General features: G+C 63.7%; 19 protein-coding genes and 1 tRNA gene. 8 read left to right on the top strand and 12 right to left on the bottom strand.

All coding sequences use genetic code 11. From position 1 onward, the window contains the following. Nucleotides 1–69 precede the first annotated feature (69 nt). A complete protein-coding gene (locus B0920_RS12225) occupies nt 70–996 on the bottom strand; it encodes a LysR family transcriptional regulator (protein WP_078032753.1) in 927 nt (308 codons plus the stop codon). Between the two features lie 195 nt (nt 997–1191). On the opposite strand from B0920_RS12225, the gene B0920_RS12220 reads away from it, so the two are divergent. After that, entirely contained in the window at nt 1192–1704 is a 513-nt protein-coding gene (locus B0920_RS12220; protein ID WP_078032752.1) for a GNAT family N-acetyltransferase, read from the top strand. On the opposite strand, the gene B0920_RS12215 is transcribed toward B0920_RS12220, so the two are convergent. From B0920_RS12215 to B0920_RS12205, 3 genes are all read right to left on the bottom strand, one after another. Continuing rightward, complete coding sequence (locus B0920_RS12215; RefSeq protein ID WP_078032751.1) at nt 1671–1910, bottom strand: hypothetical protein; 240 nt, start codon at nt 1908–1910, stop codon at nt 1671–1673. The genes B0920_RS12220 and B0920_RS12215 overlap by 34 nt on opposite strands. Next, nucleotides 1894–2274 carry a putative quinol monooxygenase gene (locus B0920_RS12210; protein WP_078032750.1) on the bottom strand — a complete coding sequence of 127 codons (381 nt, stop codon included), beginning with the start codon at nt 2272–2274 and terminating at the stop codon, nt 1894–1896. The genes B0920_RS12215 and B0920_RS12210 overlap by 17 nt, the downstream gene beginning before the upstream one ends. A 140-nt stretch (nt 2275–2414) precedes the next feature. Next, on the bottom strand, nt 2415–3290 hold the full coding sequence (locus tag B0920_RS12205; protein ID WP_229455440.1) for an oxidoreductase: 876 nt from the start codon (nt 3288–3290) through the stop codon (nt 2415–2417). Nucleotides 3291–3705: 415 nt separating this feature from the next. Here B0920_RS12205 and B0920_RS12200 point away from each other — a divergent pair, with 415 nt between their 5' ends. Next, nucleotides 3706–4245, top strand: coding sequence for a hypothetical protein (locus tag B0920_RS12200; protein ID WP_143745720.1), 540 nt, complete (start codon nt 3706–3708; stop codon nt 4243–4245). 148 nt (nt 4246–4393) lie between these two features. Here B0920_RS12200 and B0920_RS12195 read toward each other — a convergent pair whose 3' ends face one another. Together B0920_RS12195 and B0920_RS12190 are read right to left on the bottom strand one after the other, a co-directional pair. Beyond that, nucleotides 4394–4792: a hypothetical protein gene (locus B0920_RS12195; protein WP_229455437.1), complete on the bottom strand. Its 399-nt coding sequence runs from the start codon at nt 4790–4792 to the stop codon at nt 4394–4396. A 10-nt stretch (nt 4793–4802) separates the two neighbouring features. Beyond that, nucleotides 4803–5225, bottom strand: coding sequence for a penicillin-insensitive murein endopeptidase (locus B0920_RS12190; RefSeq protein WP_179119147.1), 423 nt, complete (start codon nt 5223–5225; stop codon nt 4803–4805). A 521-nt stretch (nt 5226–5746) separates the two neighbouring features. Between B0920_RS12190 and dusA the strand changes: the two genes are divergently transcribed. The 4 genes from dusA (at nt 5747) to B0920_RS12170 (ending at nt 9987) form a co-directional block, all read left to right on the top strand. Then, on the top strand, nt 5747–6754 hold the full coding sequence (gene dusA, locus B0920_RS12185) for a tRNA dihydrouridine(20/20a) synthase DusA (RefSeq protein ID WP_078032747.1): 1008 nt from the start codon (nt 5747–5749) through the stop codon (nt 6752–6754). 374 nt (nt 6755–7128) lie between these two features. Further along, nucleotides 7129–8922, top strand: coding sequence for a methyl-accepting chemotaxis protein (locus B0920_RS12180; protein WP_229455433.1), 1794 nt, complete (start codon nt 7129–7131; stop codon nt 8920–8922). A gap of 70 nt (nt 8923–8992) precedes the next feature. Beyond that, nucleotides 8993–9337: an energy transducer TonB gene (locus tag B0920_RS12175; RefSeq protein ID WP_078032746.1), complete on the top strand. Its 345-nt coding sequence runs from the start codon at nt 8993–8995 to the stop codon at nt 9335–9337. A gap of 248 nt (nt 9338–9585) precedes the next feature. Next, nucleotides 9586–9987, top strand: coding sequence for a YXWGXW repeat-containing protein (locus tag B0920_RS12170; RefSeq protein ID WP_078032745.1), 402 nt, complete (start codon nt 9586–9588; stop codon nt 9985–9987). 37 nt (nt 9988–10024) lie between these two features. On the opposite strand, the gene B0920_RS12165 is transcribed toward B0920_RS12170, so the two are convergent. Next, complete coding sequence (locus tag B0920_RS12165) at nt 10025–11650, bottom strand: sensor domain-containing diguanylate cyclase (protein ID WP_229455428.1); 1626 nt, start codon at nt 11648–11650, stop codon at nt 10025–10027. Nucleotides 11651–11673: 23 nt separating this feature from the next. Beyond that, nucleotides 11674–13299 carry a sensor domain-containing diguanylate cyclase gene (locus B0920_RS12160; RefSeq protein WP_229455423.1) on the bottom strand — a complete coding sequence of 542 codons (1626 nt, stop codon included), beginning with the start codon at nt 13297–13299 and terminating at the stop codon, nt 11674–11676. A gap of 358 nt (nt 13300–13657) precedes the next feature. Here B0920_RS12160 and B0920_RS25615 point away from each other — a divergent pair, with 358 nt between their 5' ends. Beyond that, the gene (locus tag B0920_RS25615) at nt 13658–14083 is read left to right on the top strand and encodes a hypothetical protein (protein ID WP_143745719.1); all 426 of its coding nucleotides are present in this window, start codon (nt 13658–13660) and stop codon (nt 14081–14083) included. An 897-nt stretch (nt 14084–14980) separates the two neighbouring features. Continuing rightward, nucleotides 14981–15415, top strand: a complete 435-nt coding sequence (locus B0920_RS25610; protein WP_143745718.1) for a hypothetical protein — start codon at nt 14981–14983, stop codon at nt 15413–15415. 151 nt (nt 15416–15566) lie between these two features. Here the strand turns inward: B0920_RS25610 and B0920_RS12155 are convergent. The 4 genes from B0920_RS12155 to B0920_RS12140 form a co-directional block, all read right to left on the bottom strand. Next, nucleotides 15567–15642: transfer RNA gene (locus tag B0920_RS12155), tRNA-His, on the bottom strand. A gap of 75 nt (nt 15643–15717) precedes the next feature. Beyond that, nucleotides 15718–16587, bottom strand: a complete 870-nt coding sequence (gene murI / locus B0920_RS12150) for a glutamate racemase (protein ID WP_078032744.1) — start codon at nt 16585–16587, stop codon at nt 15718–15720. 66 nt (nt 16588–16653) lie between these two features. Next, the gene (locus B0920_RS12145; protein ID WP_078032743.1) at nt 16654–18189 is read right to left on the bottom strand and encodes a fumarate hydratase; all 1536 of its coding nucleotides are present in this window, start codon (nt 18187–18189) and stop codon (nt 16654–16656) included. Nucleotides 18190–18219: 30 nt separating this feature from the next. Continuing rightward, nucleotides 18220–18828, bottom strand: a complete 609-nt coding sequence (locus B0920_RS12140) for a TIGR00645 family protein (protein ID WP_078032742.1) — start codon at nt 18826–18828, stop codon at nt 18220–18222. Between the last annotated feature and the right edge of the window lie 143 nt (nt 18829–18971).

The following is an 18971-nucleotide window of genomic DNA, read 5'->3' as shown; positions in this document are numbered from 1 at the left end:
CACCGCGCGCGTCCACGGGGCAGCGCGCGGTTTTTTTCGATGGCGCACCGGCCGTTCGCTGCGCCGCGATCAGGCAGCGGGGCCGGGCGGCAGCGTATAAGGGCTGTTGCGGAACAGTTCCAGCATCCAGTCGACGAATACCCGCACGCGTGCGCTCAGGTGCCGGTTGGCGGGGTACACGATGTACAGGGGCACGGCGGGCGACTGCCAGTCGTCCAGCACCCGGACCAGCACGCCGGCGTCCACGTGGCGTCCGGTGATGAAGGCGGGGCCATGCATGATCCCCAGGCCGCCGAGGGTCGCCGCCAGCATCGCGCCGCTGTCGTTGACGGAGACGAAATGGGAGCCACGCACCGTGACCGACTGTCCGTCGCGCGTCAGCACGATGGCCTGCTGGCGGGTCGAGCCGGCATAGGTATAGCGGACCAGCTGGTGCCCCTTGTCGAGATCCTCGGGATGAAGCGGCACCCCATGCGTTTCCAGGTAGCCCGGGGTCGCGACGGTCGTCTGGGGCAGGTAGCCGAGCTGGCGCGCGATCAGCGAGGGGTCGCTCACGGCGCCGGCCCGGATCACGCAGTCCACCCGCTCGCTCACCAGGTCCACCGGCCGGTCGCTGGCGCCGATATCGAGCTGCACATCGGGGTAGCGCACATGGAACTGCGCCAGCGTCGGAATCAGGAGCAGCGATGCAATCGTGGTGCCCATGTCCACGCGCAGGCGTCCGCGCGGATGGCTGCGCGCGCGCGCCAGTTCATCCTCCACCTCGTCCCATTCTTCCAGCAGGCGCGCCATGCGTTCGTAGTAGGCGGCGCCGTCGCTGGTCATCGAGACCCGCCGCGTGGTGCGGTTGAGCAGCTTGATACGCAGGTGCGCTTCCAGCGACTGGACCAGCTTGGTCACCGAATTGCGCGGCAGCTGCATCGAGTCGGCCGCCCTGGCGAAGCTGCCGCTTTCGGCCACCCGCACGAAGGCGCGCACCGCGGTGAGGTAATCCATTGTTGCTTCTCCTTGTTTGACTTGGCCACCAAGCGCGCAGATTATCACCGATGTGGGAATAGTGAGGGCATCCAGGGACTGTTTGTCGCTGCGGCCTGGCGATGCCCGGCCTGGACGCATTGCGGCGGCGACGCCGCCGGCCGTATCATTGCGCTCTGGCGCGCCGGCGCGATGCATCTTTCTACCTGATTCGATATGTCCAACCCTGAAATCCGTTTTCGCCCTCTCCATGCCGACGAATGGGAGGCGTTCCAGGCCTTGCGTCTGCGCTCGATCGCGGACATGCCCGAAGCGATCTATCCCACCTATGAGGAAGAAAGCAGCCGCAGCCCGGAGCAGATCCGGGCGCGGATCACGCGGACGGAGCACCAGCTGGTCTTCGGCGCCTACCAGGACGAGGTGTTGGTCGGCATTGCCGGCCTGCGCCGCGAAGCCCTGGTGCAGGTGGCCCACAAGGCGATCCTCTGGGGCGTGTTCGTGCACCCGGACCGTCGTGGCGGCGGCATCGCGCGCCGCATGCTGGAGGCCTTGTTCGAGCATGCGCGCGGCATCGGCGTCAGGCAGGTCCACCTCAATGTGAATGTCGACAATCCCCGCGCCAGCGCCTTGTATCGCTCGATGGGCTTCGTCAGCTATGGCCGGGAGCCGGATGCGATGCAGGTCGGCGGCAGGTATTACGACGAAGAGCTGATGCTGCTGCGCCTGTAAAGATCCGGCTCCGGTAGCCCGACCGTCTCGTGGCGGTATCCGAAGGCCTCCAGGATGCGCACGTTCAGGCGCACGTTCTGCAGGTGGTAGTCGCGCCATTGCGGATACTGCAAGGCCTTGAGGCGTTCGTTCTCGGTATCGCGCCGCAAGGCCTCGATCAGGGCCGTGCGTTCGTTCGGCAGCAGATAGTCATTCAGGAGTTTCATGGCCGTCTGCCCTGCGCGACGAGGCCGGGGCAGGGGCCTGCGCCTGCCCGGGGTAGCCCGGCGATGCGATGTCGAGGAAGCGTATGTCCGGCTCGCGCGCGCACAGCAGGGGCACCTGCTGCATGAAGGCGCCGACATACGGGGTCGCCATGTGGAAGTCGAAGGCGGCCCGGTCGCGCCAGTTTTCCATCACCAGCCACTCGGCGCCGTCCGCGCTGGAGCGGCAGATATGGTAAAGGCGGGAACCTTCTTCCTGGCGGGTCGGCGCGACCAGCGACAGCAGTTGCCGCCCCAGTTCCTCGCTCTTCCCGGCGCGGGCATGGAATATGGCGACGACAGCAAAAGACGCTGCTTGTTCTGACATGGAATTCTCCGTTTCGACGCGATTGACAGGTCCGCGGACACTCGCCGCTGGGTGAGACGATGGTGACGCAGTGCGCAAGGCCGGTCTGTCGCCGGCTTGCGCGCACTATCGGCGCTTTGCTGCGGGCTGCGCCGGGGCGCTCAGGACTGGCCCGGCGCCTGCCATTGGCGGCTGTCGGCGTAGGCGCCATCCGTTCCGGTCGACAGGTCGCGCCAGCGATCGATCTCGCCCCGCATGTGTTCCAGTTTGTGGAGCGCCGCATCCGATGCGACGCTGCCGGCCAGGAAGCGCAGCGGGGGATGCGGGTCGTTCACCAGGGTGAGCAGGGCGCGTGCCAGCCGCTCCGGGTCGCCCGCCTGGCGCCCGTTACGCGCTTCGAAGGAGGCGCGCAGCCGCTCGCGCGCCGCATCGTAGCCGGGCAGGCAGGCAGCGCCCACCCGCAGCGATCGTCCGGACAGGAAATCGGTGCGGAACGGGCCGGGCTCCACGATCGTCACCCGGATGCCGAAGGGCGCGAGTTCCTCGGCCAGGGCTTCGGAAAATCCCTCGACCGCGAACTTGCTGGCGCAGTAGATCGAACTGAAGGCCGAGCCCCGCACCCCGGCGAGCGAGGACATGTTGAGGATATGGCCCGCGCCCGCGGCCCGCATGGAGGGCAGCACCGCGCGCGTGACTTCCATCAGGCCGAAGACGTTGCTGTCGAATTGATGGCGAATGTCCTGCGCCGTGCTTTCCTCGAAAAAGCCGAGGTGGCCATAGCCGGCATTGTTGACCAGCACGTCGATCCCGCCGAAACGTTCAAGCGCCATCGCAACGGCGGCGTGCGCGTCTTCGGGGTGGTCGACGTCGAGCCGCGCCACCATCAGGCATTCGCTGTCGCCTCCCAGCGCGGCCAGCACCTGTTGCGGGTCGCGCCCGGTCGCCATCACGCAGTCGCCTGCGCGCAAGGCCGCCTTCGCAATGTCGAGTCCGAGCCCGCGGCTCGCTCCTGTGATAAACCAGCATTTCTGCATCATGTCCTCCGATGGAATAGGTGTGTTTCCATGGTAGGAGCGATCGGCACGGCGGCAAACGCGTAATCCCCGCGAGCTCTTGCCCAATTCTCCAGACGGGTCGTGGACGCGCAGGTTGCCCGGTCGGTGCCGGTCGGCGCCTGCCTGCGCCGAGGCGGGCGGCCGGCTGCCCCCGGCGCCTGCCTGCTTCCTGGCGGGCGGCCAGTTGCCCCCGGCGCCACGCGCCCGGATCGGGGCGCTGCGCCGTCGCCCGCGTGGGTATTAGAGGATTAGGCAAGAAGTCTCGACGATCTTGTTACCGGCCCCATAGGTGCGAATCCTATACTTCTCATCACAGCAGCGGAATATCCGGCAATCAGCGACAGCGAGTTTGCGGATGCCGCTTCCACCCTGAACCCACAGATAGAGAGGTCGAAACATGTTGAAAAATGCACTCGCACTGGTCCTCGGTATTGCCTGCTCCTCGACGTTCGCCGCGGACCTTCGCACCGATTGCGCAAGCTCGGGCAAGGAAGGGGTGGCCCAGCTCCATCGCGACTGGCTGATGATCGGCTGGGAGCGTGACGCCGGCGATCCGGAGTTCAATTTCAGGAAAGACCTCGGCAAGTATTACGACTTCGGCAGCAAGGATCTCAACCTGTTCGACGACTTCGATCCCGAGCTCAAGGTCCGCCACACGGCGGATGACTACAGCAAGGTGTGGTACGGACTGGTCCCCAAATTCGAGAGCGTGCACCACAAGATCACCGAACAGCCCGGCGTCGTGGCCGCGGGGCCCGGATACAGCCACTCGGTGATGGAGTTCGTGTTCGAGGTGAAGCCGAAGCAGGGCGATGCGATGTACCTGGTGTCGCGCACCTCGATCCTGTGGCGCTGCACGGCCGAGGGCTGGAAGATCTTCAAGGAGCACAATTCGGCGCGGCCGACGACGGCGGAGGCCTACCGGAACGCGCGCTGATTGCCCTCGGATCCATGTGACAGACTGCCGGCCCGGAGTAACGCCTGCTCCGGCCGGCATGAGGCTCGACATTGAAGCGGTGCGCCAAGCGATGAGGCACCTGAGCCCGGTGTTGAGCGCTGGGCACTCGCTGGCGAGGGTCTTCTAATTAGCAAATCGATCCAGCCGTACTTCTGCCGGTCTTGAGGTCAACACCAATGTAGCAAGTGTATGGGGAGGCTTTCGATTCTTTATCGAACGTACAGGAAACATCCCCTCGGCGTCTGATGCGTAGTCCTGTGCCTTCACCACAGGCATCTTTCTCGTCTGGACCTATCGACGCGAACAGGTCTCGAGCAAGCTGACCTTCGATCATTAGGGATACCTTCTGCTTGCCTATTTTGGGCGGCTGCTTCTCGCTCAGCGTGCCAGAGTAGGCAAGGTAGCTTACTTTGGCCGGGTGAAAGTCACCGTCCCATTCCTGCGGTCCAGCCGCATTGGACTGGGTGAGCGTGAAGACCGCGGAAAGGATCGCGGCGGATGTCAGAAGTCGCACATTGTGTCGCATTGTGGCTCCTTCACTTGAGCGCTATATGGAGATGGTCGTTATGCTTGTCCCAATACTTTACGCCGGGGATGTGCAGATCGTTAAATAGGATCACCAAGGGGCGAGGGGAAAAGCGACGGAATAACTCAACCAGCGTCCGCGTTCCTTCGCGGTCGTACTGGGGCCAAGCACACGAAACTGGCTCCCTGCGGCCATCCTTGCGCAGCGGGCGGACATCAACTTGCAAGCCATTCTTATGCGACTCATGACCGTAAGCTACGCCCTCGGCTTTGCTGATGTTCCCGACACCGAACCGGCGCTTGTCGATTTCTGTCCACGCCCGTTCGACAGCGAGAAGCAGCGTGATCAACCGTGGATCGGCGTACTGCGCACGGCCTTCTGTCGGGGTGCCGTAGGTATAGTAACCGCATCCTTCTGGGGCTTGGGGAATCATGAACATCCCCCGAGAATCTCGGGCTTGGAAGCCTGACATAGCCGTGTCCTCGTTCGATAGGGACGGTTATGGTCGCGTGGAAACGTAGGAGCAGGATTGGTATGCGTCAAGCGTGAGCGCCACCGGCATCAAGGCAGAAGGTGTCGCCCAGCGTTCCCGGGGATGCGGAAAAGAAGGGATCGGTTGCCTGAAGGTCAGCGAGGTCTCAGGTGTGGCTGATTAGTCGCCGCTGAGGTGGGCAACTTTATACCGATCCGGGACGGGCTGGTAGCCGGTCGGTATAATGTGCATTGCCTCCACTTCGCTCTTCCTGGCTTACATCTCTGCGTCGCGCTTCAAAGCGCATGCAGCCGCCCTGTAGAGCCCTCCTTTGCGTGCCTGCGCACGCCGCTTCCCGTTTGGAAGTCGAGTGAGTGTTGCCATCATGTGCAATCCGCGTGTGTTGATCTGATGCCCGGAATAGACCGAATTGAAACGTACTGTGTGCACCTCGTGTGCACTGATCGCTGGACACATCCTGAATGAACGTTAAAAAGTCTCAAGAAAACAAGAGGTTACTGTCTGTTGCCCCGATGATGGACTGGACTGACCGCCACTGCCGCGTGTTCCACCGCCACATCACCCGCCACACCCTGCTGTACACCGAGATGGTGACCACCGGGGCACTGGTCTATGGCGACGTCGAGCGCCACCTGCGCTACGACGGGATCGAGCATCCGGTCGCCCTGCAACTGGGCGGCAGCGACCCGGCCGACCTGGCCAAGAGCGCCAGGTTGGGCGAGCAGTGGGGCTATGACGAGATCAACCTGAATTGCGGCTGCCCCTCCGAGCGGGTGCAGAAGGGCGCCTTCGGCGCCTGCCTGATGCTCGAGCCCCAGCTGGTGGCCGACTGCGTCAAGGCCATGCGCGACGTGGTCTCGGTCGACGTCACCGTCAAGCACCGCATCGGCATCGACTACAACGAGGAATACGGCTTCGTGCGCGACTTCATCGGCACCATCGCCGACGCCGGATGCAGCACCTTCATCGTGCATGCGCGCAACGCCGTGCTCAAGGGCCTGTCGCCCAAGGAAAACCGCGAGATCCCGCCGCTGCGCTACGAAGTCGCCTACCAGCTCAAGCGCGAGTTCCCTGAGCTCGAAATCATCATCAACGGCGGCGTCAAGACGAACGAGGAGATCGCCCTGCACCTGGAGCACGTCGACGGCGTGATGCTGGGCCGCGAGGCCTACCACAATCCCTGGCTGATGGCCGACTGGGACGTGCGCTTCTACGGCGACGCCCCCGCGCGCCCGCGCTCGCGGGTCGAGGTGCTAGAAGCGATGATTCCCTATATCGAGGAGCAGCTGCGCCTGTACGGCGGCCATGGCCTCAAGCTCAACAGCATCACCCGCCACATGCTGGGCCTGATGACCGGCTTGCCGGGGGCGCGCGCATTCCGCCAGCTGCTGTCCGATTCCAAGAGGCTGGCCGCGGGCGACCCGCGCCTGCTGCTGGAAGCGGCCGCAAGGATGCCGATGGCAGCGTGAGGAACCGAACTGGCAGGTATTGACGATGTCTTTACCGTGCAACAGCAAAAAGGCGTGCCTGAGGCACGCCTTTTTTATTTCTTGTGGGCAAATTGCTACAGATTGTTAACAATCGGTAAATAGAATGTTCCATAAAGCTTGCCGCTCGGCAAGCATCATCCCATAATGCCGTCATTCCCAGAGCTTGCAATACATCAACGCTGTTGTTGTGCTGAAACAGATTAGATGGGCCGGACGATTTCTGACTTTGGGGTCATCGATTTGATTTATCCTGTCGGAAATATGCGGAACTAACAAGCAACAATCTCCGCGAGCGCGCACGGCGCTATCGACTCCGGGCGATCCGATCAATAGTTACAGGGAAAACACGCGAAATGAATTTGAACAACATGAAGGTCGGCAGCCGGCTGGCCCTCGGTTTTGCACTGGTCCTGGTCCTGCTGGTGGCCGTGACCGTGGTGGGCATTGTGCGCATGGCGCAGATCCAGGACCGGCTGGAGCAGGTTGTTAGCGTTAACAACGTGTCCACGGCCCTCGTGGTGGAGATGCGTAACAACGTCAGCGACCGTGTCGCGTCGCTGCGCGTCCTGACCCTGATGACCGATCCGGCCGACATGGAACCGGAAATGGCCAAGTTCAAACAGCAGACCGAGAAGTACAACGAAGCCCAGCGCAAGCTGTCGGCGATTTTCGCGGAACACGCCAGCGACGCCGAGAAGAAGCTGCTGGCCCAGATCAAGGAATCGGAAGCGGCTGCCATGCCGGCGATCGCCAAGGCGGCCGAGCTCTACCTGGCGAACAACGCCATGGACGCGACCCGCGTGATGATCAAGGAAGTGCGTCCGGTCCAGAAGAAGTGGACCGAGGCCCTGGACCAGCTGGCGACCCTGGAAGAGAAGCAGAACGCGCAGAGCGCGGTCGACGCCCAGTCCGCCTTCGCGAATGCCCGTAATTTCATGCTGCTGATGCTGGTGGCCGCCGTGGTGCTGGGCGCCGCAGCCGCCTGGGTGATCACCCGCAGCCTGCTCAAGCAGCTCGGCGGCGAGCCTGGCTACACCGCCAAGATCGCCGGCAGCATCGCCCACGGCGACCTGTCGATCGCGATCAACACCAAGGATTCTGACCGCGGCAGCCTGCTGGTCGAGATGAAGGAAATGCGCAACAGCCTGGTCGGCATCGTCGAACAGGTGCGCCGCGGCACCGAGACCATCGGCACCGCCTCGCGTGAAATCGCGGCCGGCAACATCGACCTGTCCTCGCGTACCGAACTGCAGGCCAGCTCGCTGGAGAAGACCGCCTCGGCGATGGAAGAACTGACCTCGACCGTGAAGCAGAACGCCGACAACGCCCGTGAAGCGAACGCCCTGGCGGCGACCGCCTCGGACGTGGCCCGCAAGGGCGGCGACGTGGTGTCGCAAGTGGTGGGCACCATGGGCGAGATCAACAGCTCGGCCGCCAAGATCTCCGACATCATCGGCGTGATCGACGGCATCGCCTTCCAGACCAACATCCTGGCGCTGAACGCCGCGGTGGAAGCGGCCCGCGCCGGTGAACAAGGCCGCGGCTTCGCGGTGGTGGCGAGCGAAGTGCGCAACCTGGCGCAGCGTTCGGCAGCGGCGGCGAAAGAAATCAAGACCCTGATCGGCGACTCCGTCGAGAAGGTCGAGCGCGGCAGCAAGCTGGTCGGCCAGGCCGGCGTGACGATGGACGAAGTGGTGGCGAGCGTCAAGCGCGTGACCGACATCATGAGCGAGATCGCCAACGCCAGCGCCGAGCAGAGCGCCGGCATCGAGCAGGTCAACATGTCGATCATCGAGATGGACAGCATGACCCAGCAGAACGCCGCGCTGGTCGAGGAAGCGGCTGCCGCCGCGCAAAGCCTGCAGGACCAGGCCGCCGAACTGGCGCGCGTGGTCAGCATCTTCAAGCTGGAAGAAGGCGAGCAGTTCCAGTTCGAAGCCGCCGCGCCTGCGGCGCCGGTCAGCACCGCCGTGGTGCCGCGTCCGGCCGCCAAGCGCAGCACGCCGCCGTCCCTGAAGAAGCCGGCAGCCAAGGCGCAAGCCAAGCCGGCGGCCAAGGGCGACGACGAGATCGCCGAATCGAGCGCCAAGCCGAAGAAGCCCGCAGCTGCGGCGACGGCCGGCGCCGACGAGTGGGAAGAATTCTAAGAACCGCCGGCGAACCAGCCGGCATGCAGAGAGACTGCAAACTTCATATCAACTAATTGGGGAATCAACCATGCAAAACCTGACCGTCAAGCTGTTCGCAGCCCTGGCCCTGACCGGCGCCTGCGCCACCTCCTTCGCCGCTGAAGTCCCGGCTTCGTTCGACCCGAAGAAGTGCGCAATCGAATACCCGAAGGCTTCGCTGATGAACGAAGAGCAGGGCACGACCTCGGCGTCGTTCCTGGTCAATGCTGACGGTACGGTGGCCGAGTCGAAGATCGACAAGTCGAGCGGCTTCAAGAACCTGGACAAGGCGCTGGTCAAGGGCCTGACCTCGTGCAAGTTCAAGCCGGGCACCAAGGACGGCGCGCCGGCCCAGACCTGGACCAAGGTCGACTACGCCTGGAAGCTGGACTAATCTTCCCTGCGCAGCCGGCCTCCCGGCCGGCTGCGTCTCTCCGCGCAGCACACCCTCCTGTAGCACGCCCTCCCGCAGCACCCCGCGCATCACCCGGCAGTCCGGCCTCTCCTTACACCGATTTACATTCCCGGCCTGCTGTTACAGGTTTGTGGCCTCGTGTATCGGCTGTAATAACTTCCTTCATTCGCCCATCGCCCGGCCGGGCCTGGCTATAGTGGTCTCACACCAACCGCAAGGAGAGCACCATGAAAAGCATACTCGCCGCCACCGCCGCCGTCCTGATCGGCGCCGCCGCCTTCGCACCCGCCCAGGCCGACGCCGCGATCCGCGCCGAAGTCGTGATCGCGCACAAGGCCCCGCCGGCGCCGCTGCGCGAAGCCGTGCCGGCCGCGCGCCGCGGCTACGACTGGGTGCCGGGCTACTGGGACTGGAACGGCCGCCGCCACGTGTGGGTCGCCGGCCACTTCGAGCGCGTGCGCCCGGGCTACGCCTACCAGCGTCCGGAATGGCGCCACGACCGCCAGGGCTGGCAGCTGGACCGCGGCGGCTGGCGCCACGTCGAACGGGTGGCCGCGCGTCGCGACCGCGATGGGGATGGGGTGCCGAACCGCTTCGACGACAGGCCGCGCAATCCCTACCGTCATTGATCCGCGCTTCGCCCCCGGCCGGCGCCGGGGCGGGCTTCTAGGAGCCGGCGGAGGAGGCGTGCGCCGGCTGCGCTTCCGCCTCGCCGCAGACCTGGTTCCTGCCGGCCTGCTTGGCCCGGTACAGCAAGGCATCCGCCCGTTCCACCAGCAAGGTCGGATCGGCGTCCTCGCCCGGCGTGAAGCGCATGCTGGACACGCCGGCGCTGATGGTGACGATGCCCGCCGGATTGCCCGCATGCGGGATCGCCGCCGCCATCACCGCTTCCCGGATCCGCTCCGCCACCCGCTGCGCCCCGCGCGCATGCGTGGCCGGCAGCAGGACCACGAATTCCTCGCCGCCGTAGCGCGCCGCCAGGTCCGAAGGCCGGGCCAGGCTGTCGCCGATCGCGGTCGCCACCCGGCGCAGGCAGTCGTCGCCCGCCACGTGGCCATAGGTGTCGTTGAATTTCTTGAAGAAGTCCACGTCCAGCATCACCAGCGACAGCGGCTGCGCGGTGCGCATCGCCCGGCTGCGCTCCTGCGCCAGCGCTTCCTCGAAGCGGCGCCGGTTGGCGATGCCGGTCATGCCGTCGTGGTCGGCCATCCTGGCCAGCTCCCGGTTGTCTTCCTGCAGCGCGGCGCGCGCGCTCGTCAGCTCCTCCTCGAGCCGGTCGCGGATCATGATCTGGCGCACCAGGCGCGAGCCGAAGCCGACCAGCAGCACCAGCACCACCACGATCACGGCGCCCAGCGTCAGCGTCGACTGCCACCAGGGCGCCAGGATGTCCTGCTTCGACTGCGCGGTCGAGACGATCAGCGGGAAGCCGTCGAGATGGCGGTAGCTGTACTGGCGCTCCACCTTGTCGAAGTAGGAGCGCATCATGGCCGAGCCGACCGGGCCGTGGCGGCGGTACATCTCCATGATCGGTCCCTTGGTGACGTCGTTGCCGACCTGTAGGGGGTTGAAGGGATGGCGGTAGATCAGCACGCCGCTGTCGTGCAGCAGGACGATGGTGCCGGAGCGGCCGGTGTCGAAGCGCTCGTACAGCTCGGAGAAATAGTCGACCCGGATGGTGCCCAGCACCACGCCGGCGAAGCTGCCGTCCGGGTTGTCCAGGCGGCGCGAGACCGGCAGGATCCACACCCCGCTGGAGCGGCTGCGCACCGGCAGGCCGACGTGCACCTTGCGGTCCTTGTGGGTGCGGTGGTAGTGGAAGTATGCGCGGTCCGAATTGTTGTGCTGCATCCGGCGCTCGAGCGAGGTGGCGATCCAGCTGCCGTCGGCGCCGTAGACGAACAGGCCGTGCAGCTCCTTGACCTCGGCCACGGTGTCGCGCAGGTGGCGTTCGAGGCGCGCAAGGTCGATGCGGTCGAGCCCGTCGTGATCGATGCGCTCGACCAGGCCGGCCAGCACCGTGTCCACCACCCGGATCGTGCTTTCGCCCTGGGCCGCCAGCGCCAGCGCCACGTTCGAGGTCGAGGCCACGGTGTCGGCCAAGCGCGCGCGCCGCGCGCTCCAGGCGTCCCAGGCCGCGATCACGACCAGCAGCGCGCAGAACACGGCCAGGAAGGCGATCGCGTAGCGCACCGCCGGCCGCTTCTTGGCGGCCAGGCGCGAGATGTGCGGATCGGGGTGGGGGGATGGCGCCATGTCGGTGGGGGGAGTGCCGGAAGCCGGCAGCATACCACTCCCCCCGGCGTCCAGCCTCATGCCTGCGCCGCCAGGGGCTCGTCCTCCAGGGTGCTGACGGCGCGGTTGCGGCCGAGCTGCTTGGCGCGGTAGAGCAACTGGTCGGCCTGGGCCACCAGGGCCGCGCCCGAGGGCGGGGCGGCGGCGTCGATCAGGGTGGTGAACACGCCCAGGCTGACGGTGACCACGCCGGGGCAGTTGTCGGCGTGGGCCAGCTCGCATTCCATCACCGCCAGGCGCACTTTCTCGGCCACGTGAGCGGCGCCGCTGGCGCCGGTCTCCGGCAGCAGGATCACGAATTCTTCGCCGCCGTAGCGGGCCGGGAAGTCGCTCGGCCGCGCCAGGCTGCCGGGCAGGGCGGCGGCCACCCGGCGCAGGCAGTCGTCGCCGGCCACGTGGCCGTAGCGGTCGTTGTACTTCTTGAAGTTGTCGACGTCGAGGATGATCAGCGAGATCGGACGGCCGGTGCGCGCCGCGCGGCCGATCTCGAGCTGCAGGGTTTCCTCGAAGTGGCGGCGGTTCGAGATGCCGGTAAGCCCGTCGCGTTCGGCCAGTTCGGTCAGGATCTCGTTGCGCTCCTGGAGCCGCTCGCGCGCGCTCATCAGTTCCTGTTCGAGGCTGTCGCGGATCATGATCTGGCGCACCAGCCTCACCCCGACCGCGGCCAGCAGCAGCACCACCAGCACGCTGCCTCCGACCAGGATCGTGGTCGAGGCGCGCCATTCGGCCAGCACCTCGTCGCGCGACACGCCCGCTACCACCAGCAGCGGATAGCCGCCCATGCGCCGGAAGCTGTACAGGCGCAGCACCCCGTCCATGCGCCCGCGCAGGGTGGCGCTGCCGACCGCGCCGACCTGCCTGTAGGTCTGGTAGACGCTGCCGGGGGCGATCGTCTCGCCGATCAGCTTCTCGTTGAAGGGGCGGCGGTAGGCCAGGGTGCCGTCGTCCAGCGCCAGCAGGATGGTGCCGTCGCGGCCGACGTCGAAGGCATCGTAGAGGCGGGCGAAGTAGGCGATCTGGATGGTGGCGACCGCCACGCCGGCGAAGCTGCCGTCGGGGTGGTTGATGCGGCGCGAGATCGGCAGCACCCAGGCGCCGGTGGAGCGGCTCAGGACCGGTGGGCCGACATGGGCGCCACGGTCCGGGTGGCTGCGGTGGTAGCGGAAGTATTCGCGGTCGGCGTTGTTTCCCTTCATCGGCTTGTCGAGCGAATTCAGGACCCAGTTGCCTTCGGCGTCGTAGATCAGGAGGCCGTGCAGTTCCTCGACTTCGCGCACCATGTTGCGCAGGTGGTTCTGCAGGCGCGCGCCGGCTTCTCCGCTCCAGCCTTCGTGCTCGACCTGCTCGACCACGCTTGCCAGCACGGTGTCGGTGATCCGGATCGCGCTTTCGCCCTGGGCGGCGAGGGCGTGCACCATGTTCGAGTTGGCCACCGCCGCCGCGTGCAGGCGCTTGTCGCGCGCGCGCCAGGCGTCGGCCACCTGCAGGCCGGCCAGCAGCATGCAGAAGGTCAGCAGGACCAGGGCGGCCAGTCGCGCGGCCGGCTTGCGCTTGGCGGCGAGCTGGGAAATCTGCGGGTCGTGGGTGTCGGGGGGAGGCATGCCGGTGCTCTGCGGGGCGATGAAGCTAGCATAGCATGCCATGCCTGGCTGGCAAGGAGGCAATAGGTGATACTCAACCGCAATCTTATAGATGACGTATTTGTACGACGTCACTGCACCTATCTGGTGCGGTGAGGTGCAAATATGGCGCGCATAACGAACACGCAGCTGGGGCGGCACGTTCAGCCGAAATTTATTTTCAATCTGGAATAAGTGGGACGAAGAGACCAGCAAATTAATCTGCACTTCTTGTAAACTACTGAGGTCGAGCAGTAGTAACGCGACCGCTTCGCGATGTTGAGCGATGAAAGCTGGCCTCGTACCATGCCGATGAACGGAAGTTTCATCGCAACAGACGCAGAGAATAACTGCTATGGATTGATGGGCAGAGCGATTAGCAATGGAAGAAGGCACATTTATGAAAAATATCGTATTTGGATTTTTTGTGGCAATCTTCTGCAATGCTTGTTTTGCAAAGCAAATAACATTGTTGTGCAATGGGTGGAATCGCTTATATCAAACAATCGATGGTTCGCCAACGAACCCTAAATCCGATCATGAAACGCTGATTATTGAGCTCGATATGGATAAGCGGGTGGCAAAGTACCAAACTCAGCTTGGAGATGTTAGGACGAAGTTCGACGAAAAGAACTATTATTACACTGGGAAAACGGCAATCGCGTCTACGGCCTTGGGGGGGCGAGTTTCGCTAGTGAATCTGAGTATCCGACGTTTAGATGGTGAGACTGTTATCTCCTTTCATTCCGCTAGCGTTAGTAAACCGGCTTTCTCAGGGAAATGCTTACCCGCCAAGCCGCTATTCTGACCAGTAACTTGCATTAATGGTAGGTGTCTTAAGGCTGCAGTTCTCTCAGTTACAGCGCGCTCCGTGGTCCTTTGACCAAGTAGAAAAGTATTCGCAATCATTCGCTTTTTCGGCAACTCTGCGGCAAGGTCCGAAATTGGGTCGCTGGCGCGATGAGCACCGCGCGTGAGCCCGGCGGCACGCACTCAGTTGGTGTTCTATGGCGCGCTGCAAACCTGATGATGAGCCTTACCTAAAAGAGGTGGACGATGACGTGCCGAACCAGCGGAGCCAAGGGCACAGTCATGTCAGTAGGGAAGCGGTAGAAGGAGCGCGTCGAGCGTTCAAGCGAATAAAGGGGTAGGGCGAGTTTCGCACCGTGATTAGAAAAGCGTTTTCCCTGCGCGGTACCTGCCAGTCTCGCTAAGTACCCCTGGCATATCCCCAAGGCAACTATTGCGAAGTTTGCGGAAGTATTAAGCACGTGATTACACTGCCCATCAGCCCTTTCAGTAAAGTAAGCGAAACTGATCCCATGACACCTCAACATCTTCTCAGTAGAAGTTGGCACCGCGGGAAAACGCATCTAAGCTTCATCGTAGGCTCAAAGTACGGAGCACAATCGAGTTGCTGGAATATTGCGGTCCACGGGCGCGAAGTGTATGTAAGATCAGGTAGCTTCGCGGGTGAGATTCATTTAAGTCTCCACGAAAGCGGCCGTTTTCATATTCGAGTCGAACGGCAACACGACCTTGCCCCGTTAGCGAAAAGCCATAACGACGAGTTAGCAGACGACTAGGGGCACAAATCCGAATCTACATACCCGATGAATCTCTAATTCAGACAACCGCACCGTTCGACCGGCAGCCGGAACCCGATATCTGGCTGGAGCGTCCCGAATACGGCGGGTGCGTAGTAGTGGCGATCGCACGCTGGAATCGCTCGTCTTATAAACCCAAGCCACTCCCATTTCCGGGTGCTGATCGGGGCTTCAGCATGCTTGCAGCGTTCGCAATGCAAAAAGAAGTGCCGTATGACACGGTTGGTGTCATGCTAAGATACTTTCAATCTGATGATCAAATTTCACGAGACGTCGTGAAACAGCTACTAATACAGACGACAGAGACTACGATCGTGGGTAGACCGCCGAGTAGAATGGTTCGCTTTGCAAAAACTATCAAAAACAATATCAGCGTGACAGAACGAGTAGTGAGGGAGGCGGCACTTGTACCTCCGGGCAGCCCCTTCCATCGGCAGATCATGGAGATGGCCCCCAACCTTGAGATCGAACTGAACCTAAAGCAGAATCTAAAACAGCTCGGCTCCGGAATACCGCTTTGGGGTGAAGAATAGTTGCAATATTAGCTGCGGAGCCGGGAAGCATATGGGCTATGCGTCGACTCTCACTAGGATCAGCAGATCTTCCAAAACGGAATGCATCTCCAAAAACAACAACGGGTTACAGCAACTTCGCTAGTAACCCGTTGTTTTACAGATGAATTCTTGGGGTGGCTGATGGGACTCGAACCCACGACAACAGGAATCACAATCCTGGACTCTACCAACTGAGCTACAGCCACCACTGACTTGCTTCTTTGTCTCGCTGTTGCCGAGACAGAACGAGATTATACAAACTCCTCGGCAAACTGGCAAATTTAAATGCGCGCGCTTTTCTCGTAGCCGGCCGGGAATGCGATCTCGACCTCGTGCACTGGCGGATCGACGCCGATCAGGCTGGTGAAGGCCGCGCGCAGCGCGGTGCTGCTGGCGCTGGTGAAACCGGTGAGGCTGGCGGGCGCGCCGCCGCCCTCGCGCAGCAGGCCACCCGTTTCCAGCAAACGCGCCAGCTGGCGCGCCACCGCGTCGCCGGTGTCGATCAGGCAGACATCCGGCTTGCCGGCCTGCGCCAGCACGCGCTCGATCGAGGCCTGCACCAGCGGATAGTGGGTGCAGCCCAGCACCAGGGTATCGGCCCCGGCCTCGAGCAAGGGGTGGATGAAGCGCTCCAGCATCCTTGCCGTCTCCTGCGAATCGAGCTCGCCGAATTCGATCTGGTCGGCCAGGCCCACGCAGGGCTGGAGCAGGAACTCGGCGCCGGTGGCTTCGTGGATCTGGTCGCGCAGGTCGAGGAACTTGGCGCCGCGCAGGGTGCGCTCGGTGGCCAGCACGCCGACCTTGCCGTTGCGGGTGGCAGCGGCGGCCGGCTTGAGGCCGGGCTCGACGCCGACGATGGGCATGTCGGGATAGCGCGCGCGCAGGGTGCGCACCGCCGCTACGGTGGCGGTGTTACAGGCGACCACCAGCGCCTTCACGCCATGGGTGGCGAGATAGGCCGCGATGGACAGCACGCGCTCGACCACGACCGATTCCGGCTTGTCGCCGTAGGGGGCGAAGCCGGAATCGGCAAAATACAGCAGGTGTTCGTGCGGCAACTGCGCCCCGATGTGGCGCAGCACCGAGAGGCCGCCGACGCCCGAGTCGAAGATGCCGACCGGGGCGTCGTTGGGCGGAGTAGGGTGCGTCATGGCGGCCGTGAAGGAATGCGTGGCGCGGACGGGCGGGCCCGTTCGGGCGAGCCCGTCCGCTTGGCGTCAGGCGGTGGTGACCGGGATGCCTTTCAGCGACTCGATCTTGGCGGCCCACTCCTTCGGACCGGTGATGTGCACCGAGGTGCCGGTCGAATCGACGGCCACGGTCACCGGCATGTCGGTGACTTCGAACTCGTAGATCGCTTCCATGCCCAGGTCCTGGAAGCCGACTACCTTGGCCGACTTGATCGCCTTCGACACCAGGTAGGCCGAGCCGCCGACCGCCATCAGGTAGGCCGACTGGTGCTTCTGGATCGACTCGATGGCAGCAGGGCCGCGCTCGGCCTTGCCGATCATCGCGATCAGGCCGGTCTTCTCGAGCATCATGTCGGTGAACTTGTCCATGCGGGTCGCGGTGGTCGGGCCGGCCGGGCCCACCACTTCGTCGCGCACCGGATCGACCGGGCCGACGTAGTAGATCACGCGGTTGGTGAAGTCCACCGGCAGCTGCTCGCCCTTGGCCAGCATGTCCTGGATGCGCTTGTGGGCGGCGTCGCGGCCGGTCAGCATCTTGCCGTTCAGGAGCAGGGTCTGGCCCGGCTTCCAGGACGCGACTTCCTCGCGGGTCAGGGTGTTCAGGTCGACGCGCTTGGACTTCTCGGTGTCCGGGGTCCAGTGCACTTCCGGCCAGGTCGACAGCGCCGGCGGTTCGATGTAGGCCGGGCCCGAGCCGTCCAGCACGAAGTGGGCGTGACGCGTGGCGGCGCAGTTCGGGATCATCGCCACCGGCTTGGAGGCCGCGTGGGTCGGGTACATGTTGATCTTCACGTCCAGCACCGTGGTCAGGCCGCCCAGGCCCTGGGCGCCGATGCCCAGCGCGTTGATCTTGTCGCACAGTTCGATGCGCAGCTCTTCCAGCTTGTTCTGCGGGCCGCGCTGCTTGAGCTCGTACATGTCGATGTCTTCCATCAGCGACTCTTTCGCCATCAGCATCGCCTTCTCGGCGGTGCCGCCGATGCCGATGCCGAGCATGCCCGGCGGGCACCAGCCGGCGCCCATCAGGGGCACTGTCTTGATCACCCAGTCGACCAGCGAGTCGGAGGGGTTGAGCATGACGAACTTGGTCTTGTTCTCCGAACCGCCGCCCTTGGCCGCCAGCTTGACGTCGACGGTGTCGCCCTCGACCAGCTCCATGTGGACCACGGCCGGGGTGTTGTCCTTGGTGTTCTTGCGCTCGAAGTGCGGGTCGGCCACGATGGACGCGCGCAGCTTGTTGTCGGCGAAGTTGTAGGCGCGGCGCACGCCTTCGTTGACGGCGTCGGTCACCGAACCGGTGAAGCCTTCGAAGCGCACGTTCATGCCGATCTTCAGGAACACGTTGACGATGCCGGTGTCCTGGCAGATCGGACGCTTGCCTTCGGCGCACATGCGCGAGTTGGTCAGGATCTGGGCGATCGCGTCCTTGGCGGCCGGGCTCTGCTCGGCTTCATAGGCGCGTGCCAGGTGCTGGATGTAGTCGGCCGGGTGGTAGTAGCTGATGTACTGGAGCGCGGCGGCGACGGATTCGATCAGGTCTTCCTGTTTGATGACGGTTGCCATGTGGGTTCTCTTGGAGTACGAGGGTTTGTATTAATGCTTTGGCTGGTGGTGCGTGAGCGTGGTGATGCGGTCGGTGTACGAGATCGCCAGCGCCGACAGCAGGAAGGCGCAGTGGATGATCGTCTGGTACATCAGCGTCTTCTCGTCATAGGCCGAGGCGTTGATGAAGGTTTTCAGCAGGTGGATCGAGGAGATGCCGATGATCGCCATCGCCAGCTTGGTCTTGAGCACCGAGGCGTTCACGTGCGACAGCCACTCGGGCTGGTCCGGATGGTTCTCCAGGTGCATGCGCGAGACGAAGGTCTCGTAGCCGCCCACGATGACCATGATCAGCAGGTTCGAGATCATGACCACGTCGATCAGGCCGAGCACGACCAGCATGATGGTGACTTCGGTCAGCTTGGTCGGGCGGGTGCCGCCCGGCACGCTGACGGCGTCCAGGATGTGCTGGAGCGAAGCGGCGTTGCCCATGGCGGCGCCGATCAGGTCGACCAGTTCGACCCAGAAATGGAACACGTAGACGCATTGCGCCAGGATCAGACCCAGGTAGAGGGGCAACTGCAGCCAGCGGCTGGCGAAAATCAGGTTGTTCAGCGGGGAGAGCTGGGGGCCTCGGTTGTGCGGAGAAAGCTGGGACATCGGACGGAAGACTCCAGGATTGCGACAAAACAGCTCAGCATTCTACACCGGCAGTAGGGTTAATGTCCGGGCTTGAAATGGACTTAGACTCTTTGCAACAGGCGTTGGTAGAATGGCCGGTGAGTCGGCAGCAGCTGTAAGGG

It is taken from the genome of Massilia sp. KIM (assembly GCF_002007115.1).
In the GTDB taxonomy this organism is placed as follows: domain Bacteria; phylum Pseudomonadota; class Gammaproteobacteria; order Burkholderiales; family Burkholderiaceae_D; genus Telluria.
The sequence above is the reverse complement of the archived record's forward strand: the minus strand, read 5'-3'. Positions and strand labels throughout refer to the sequence as shown.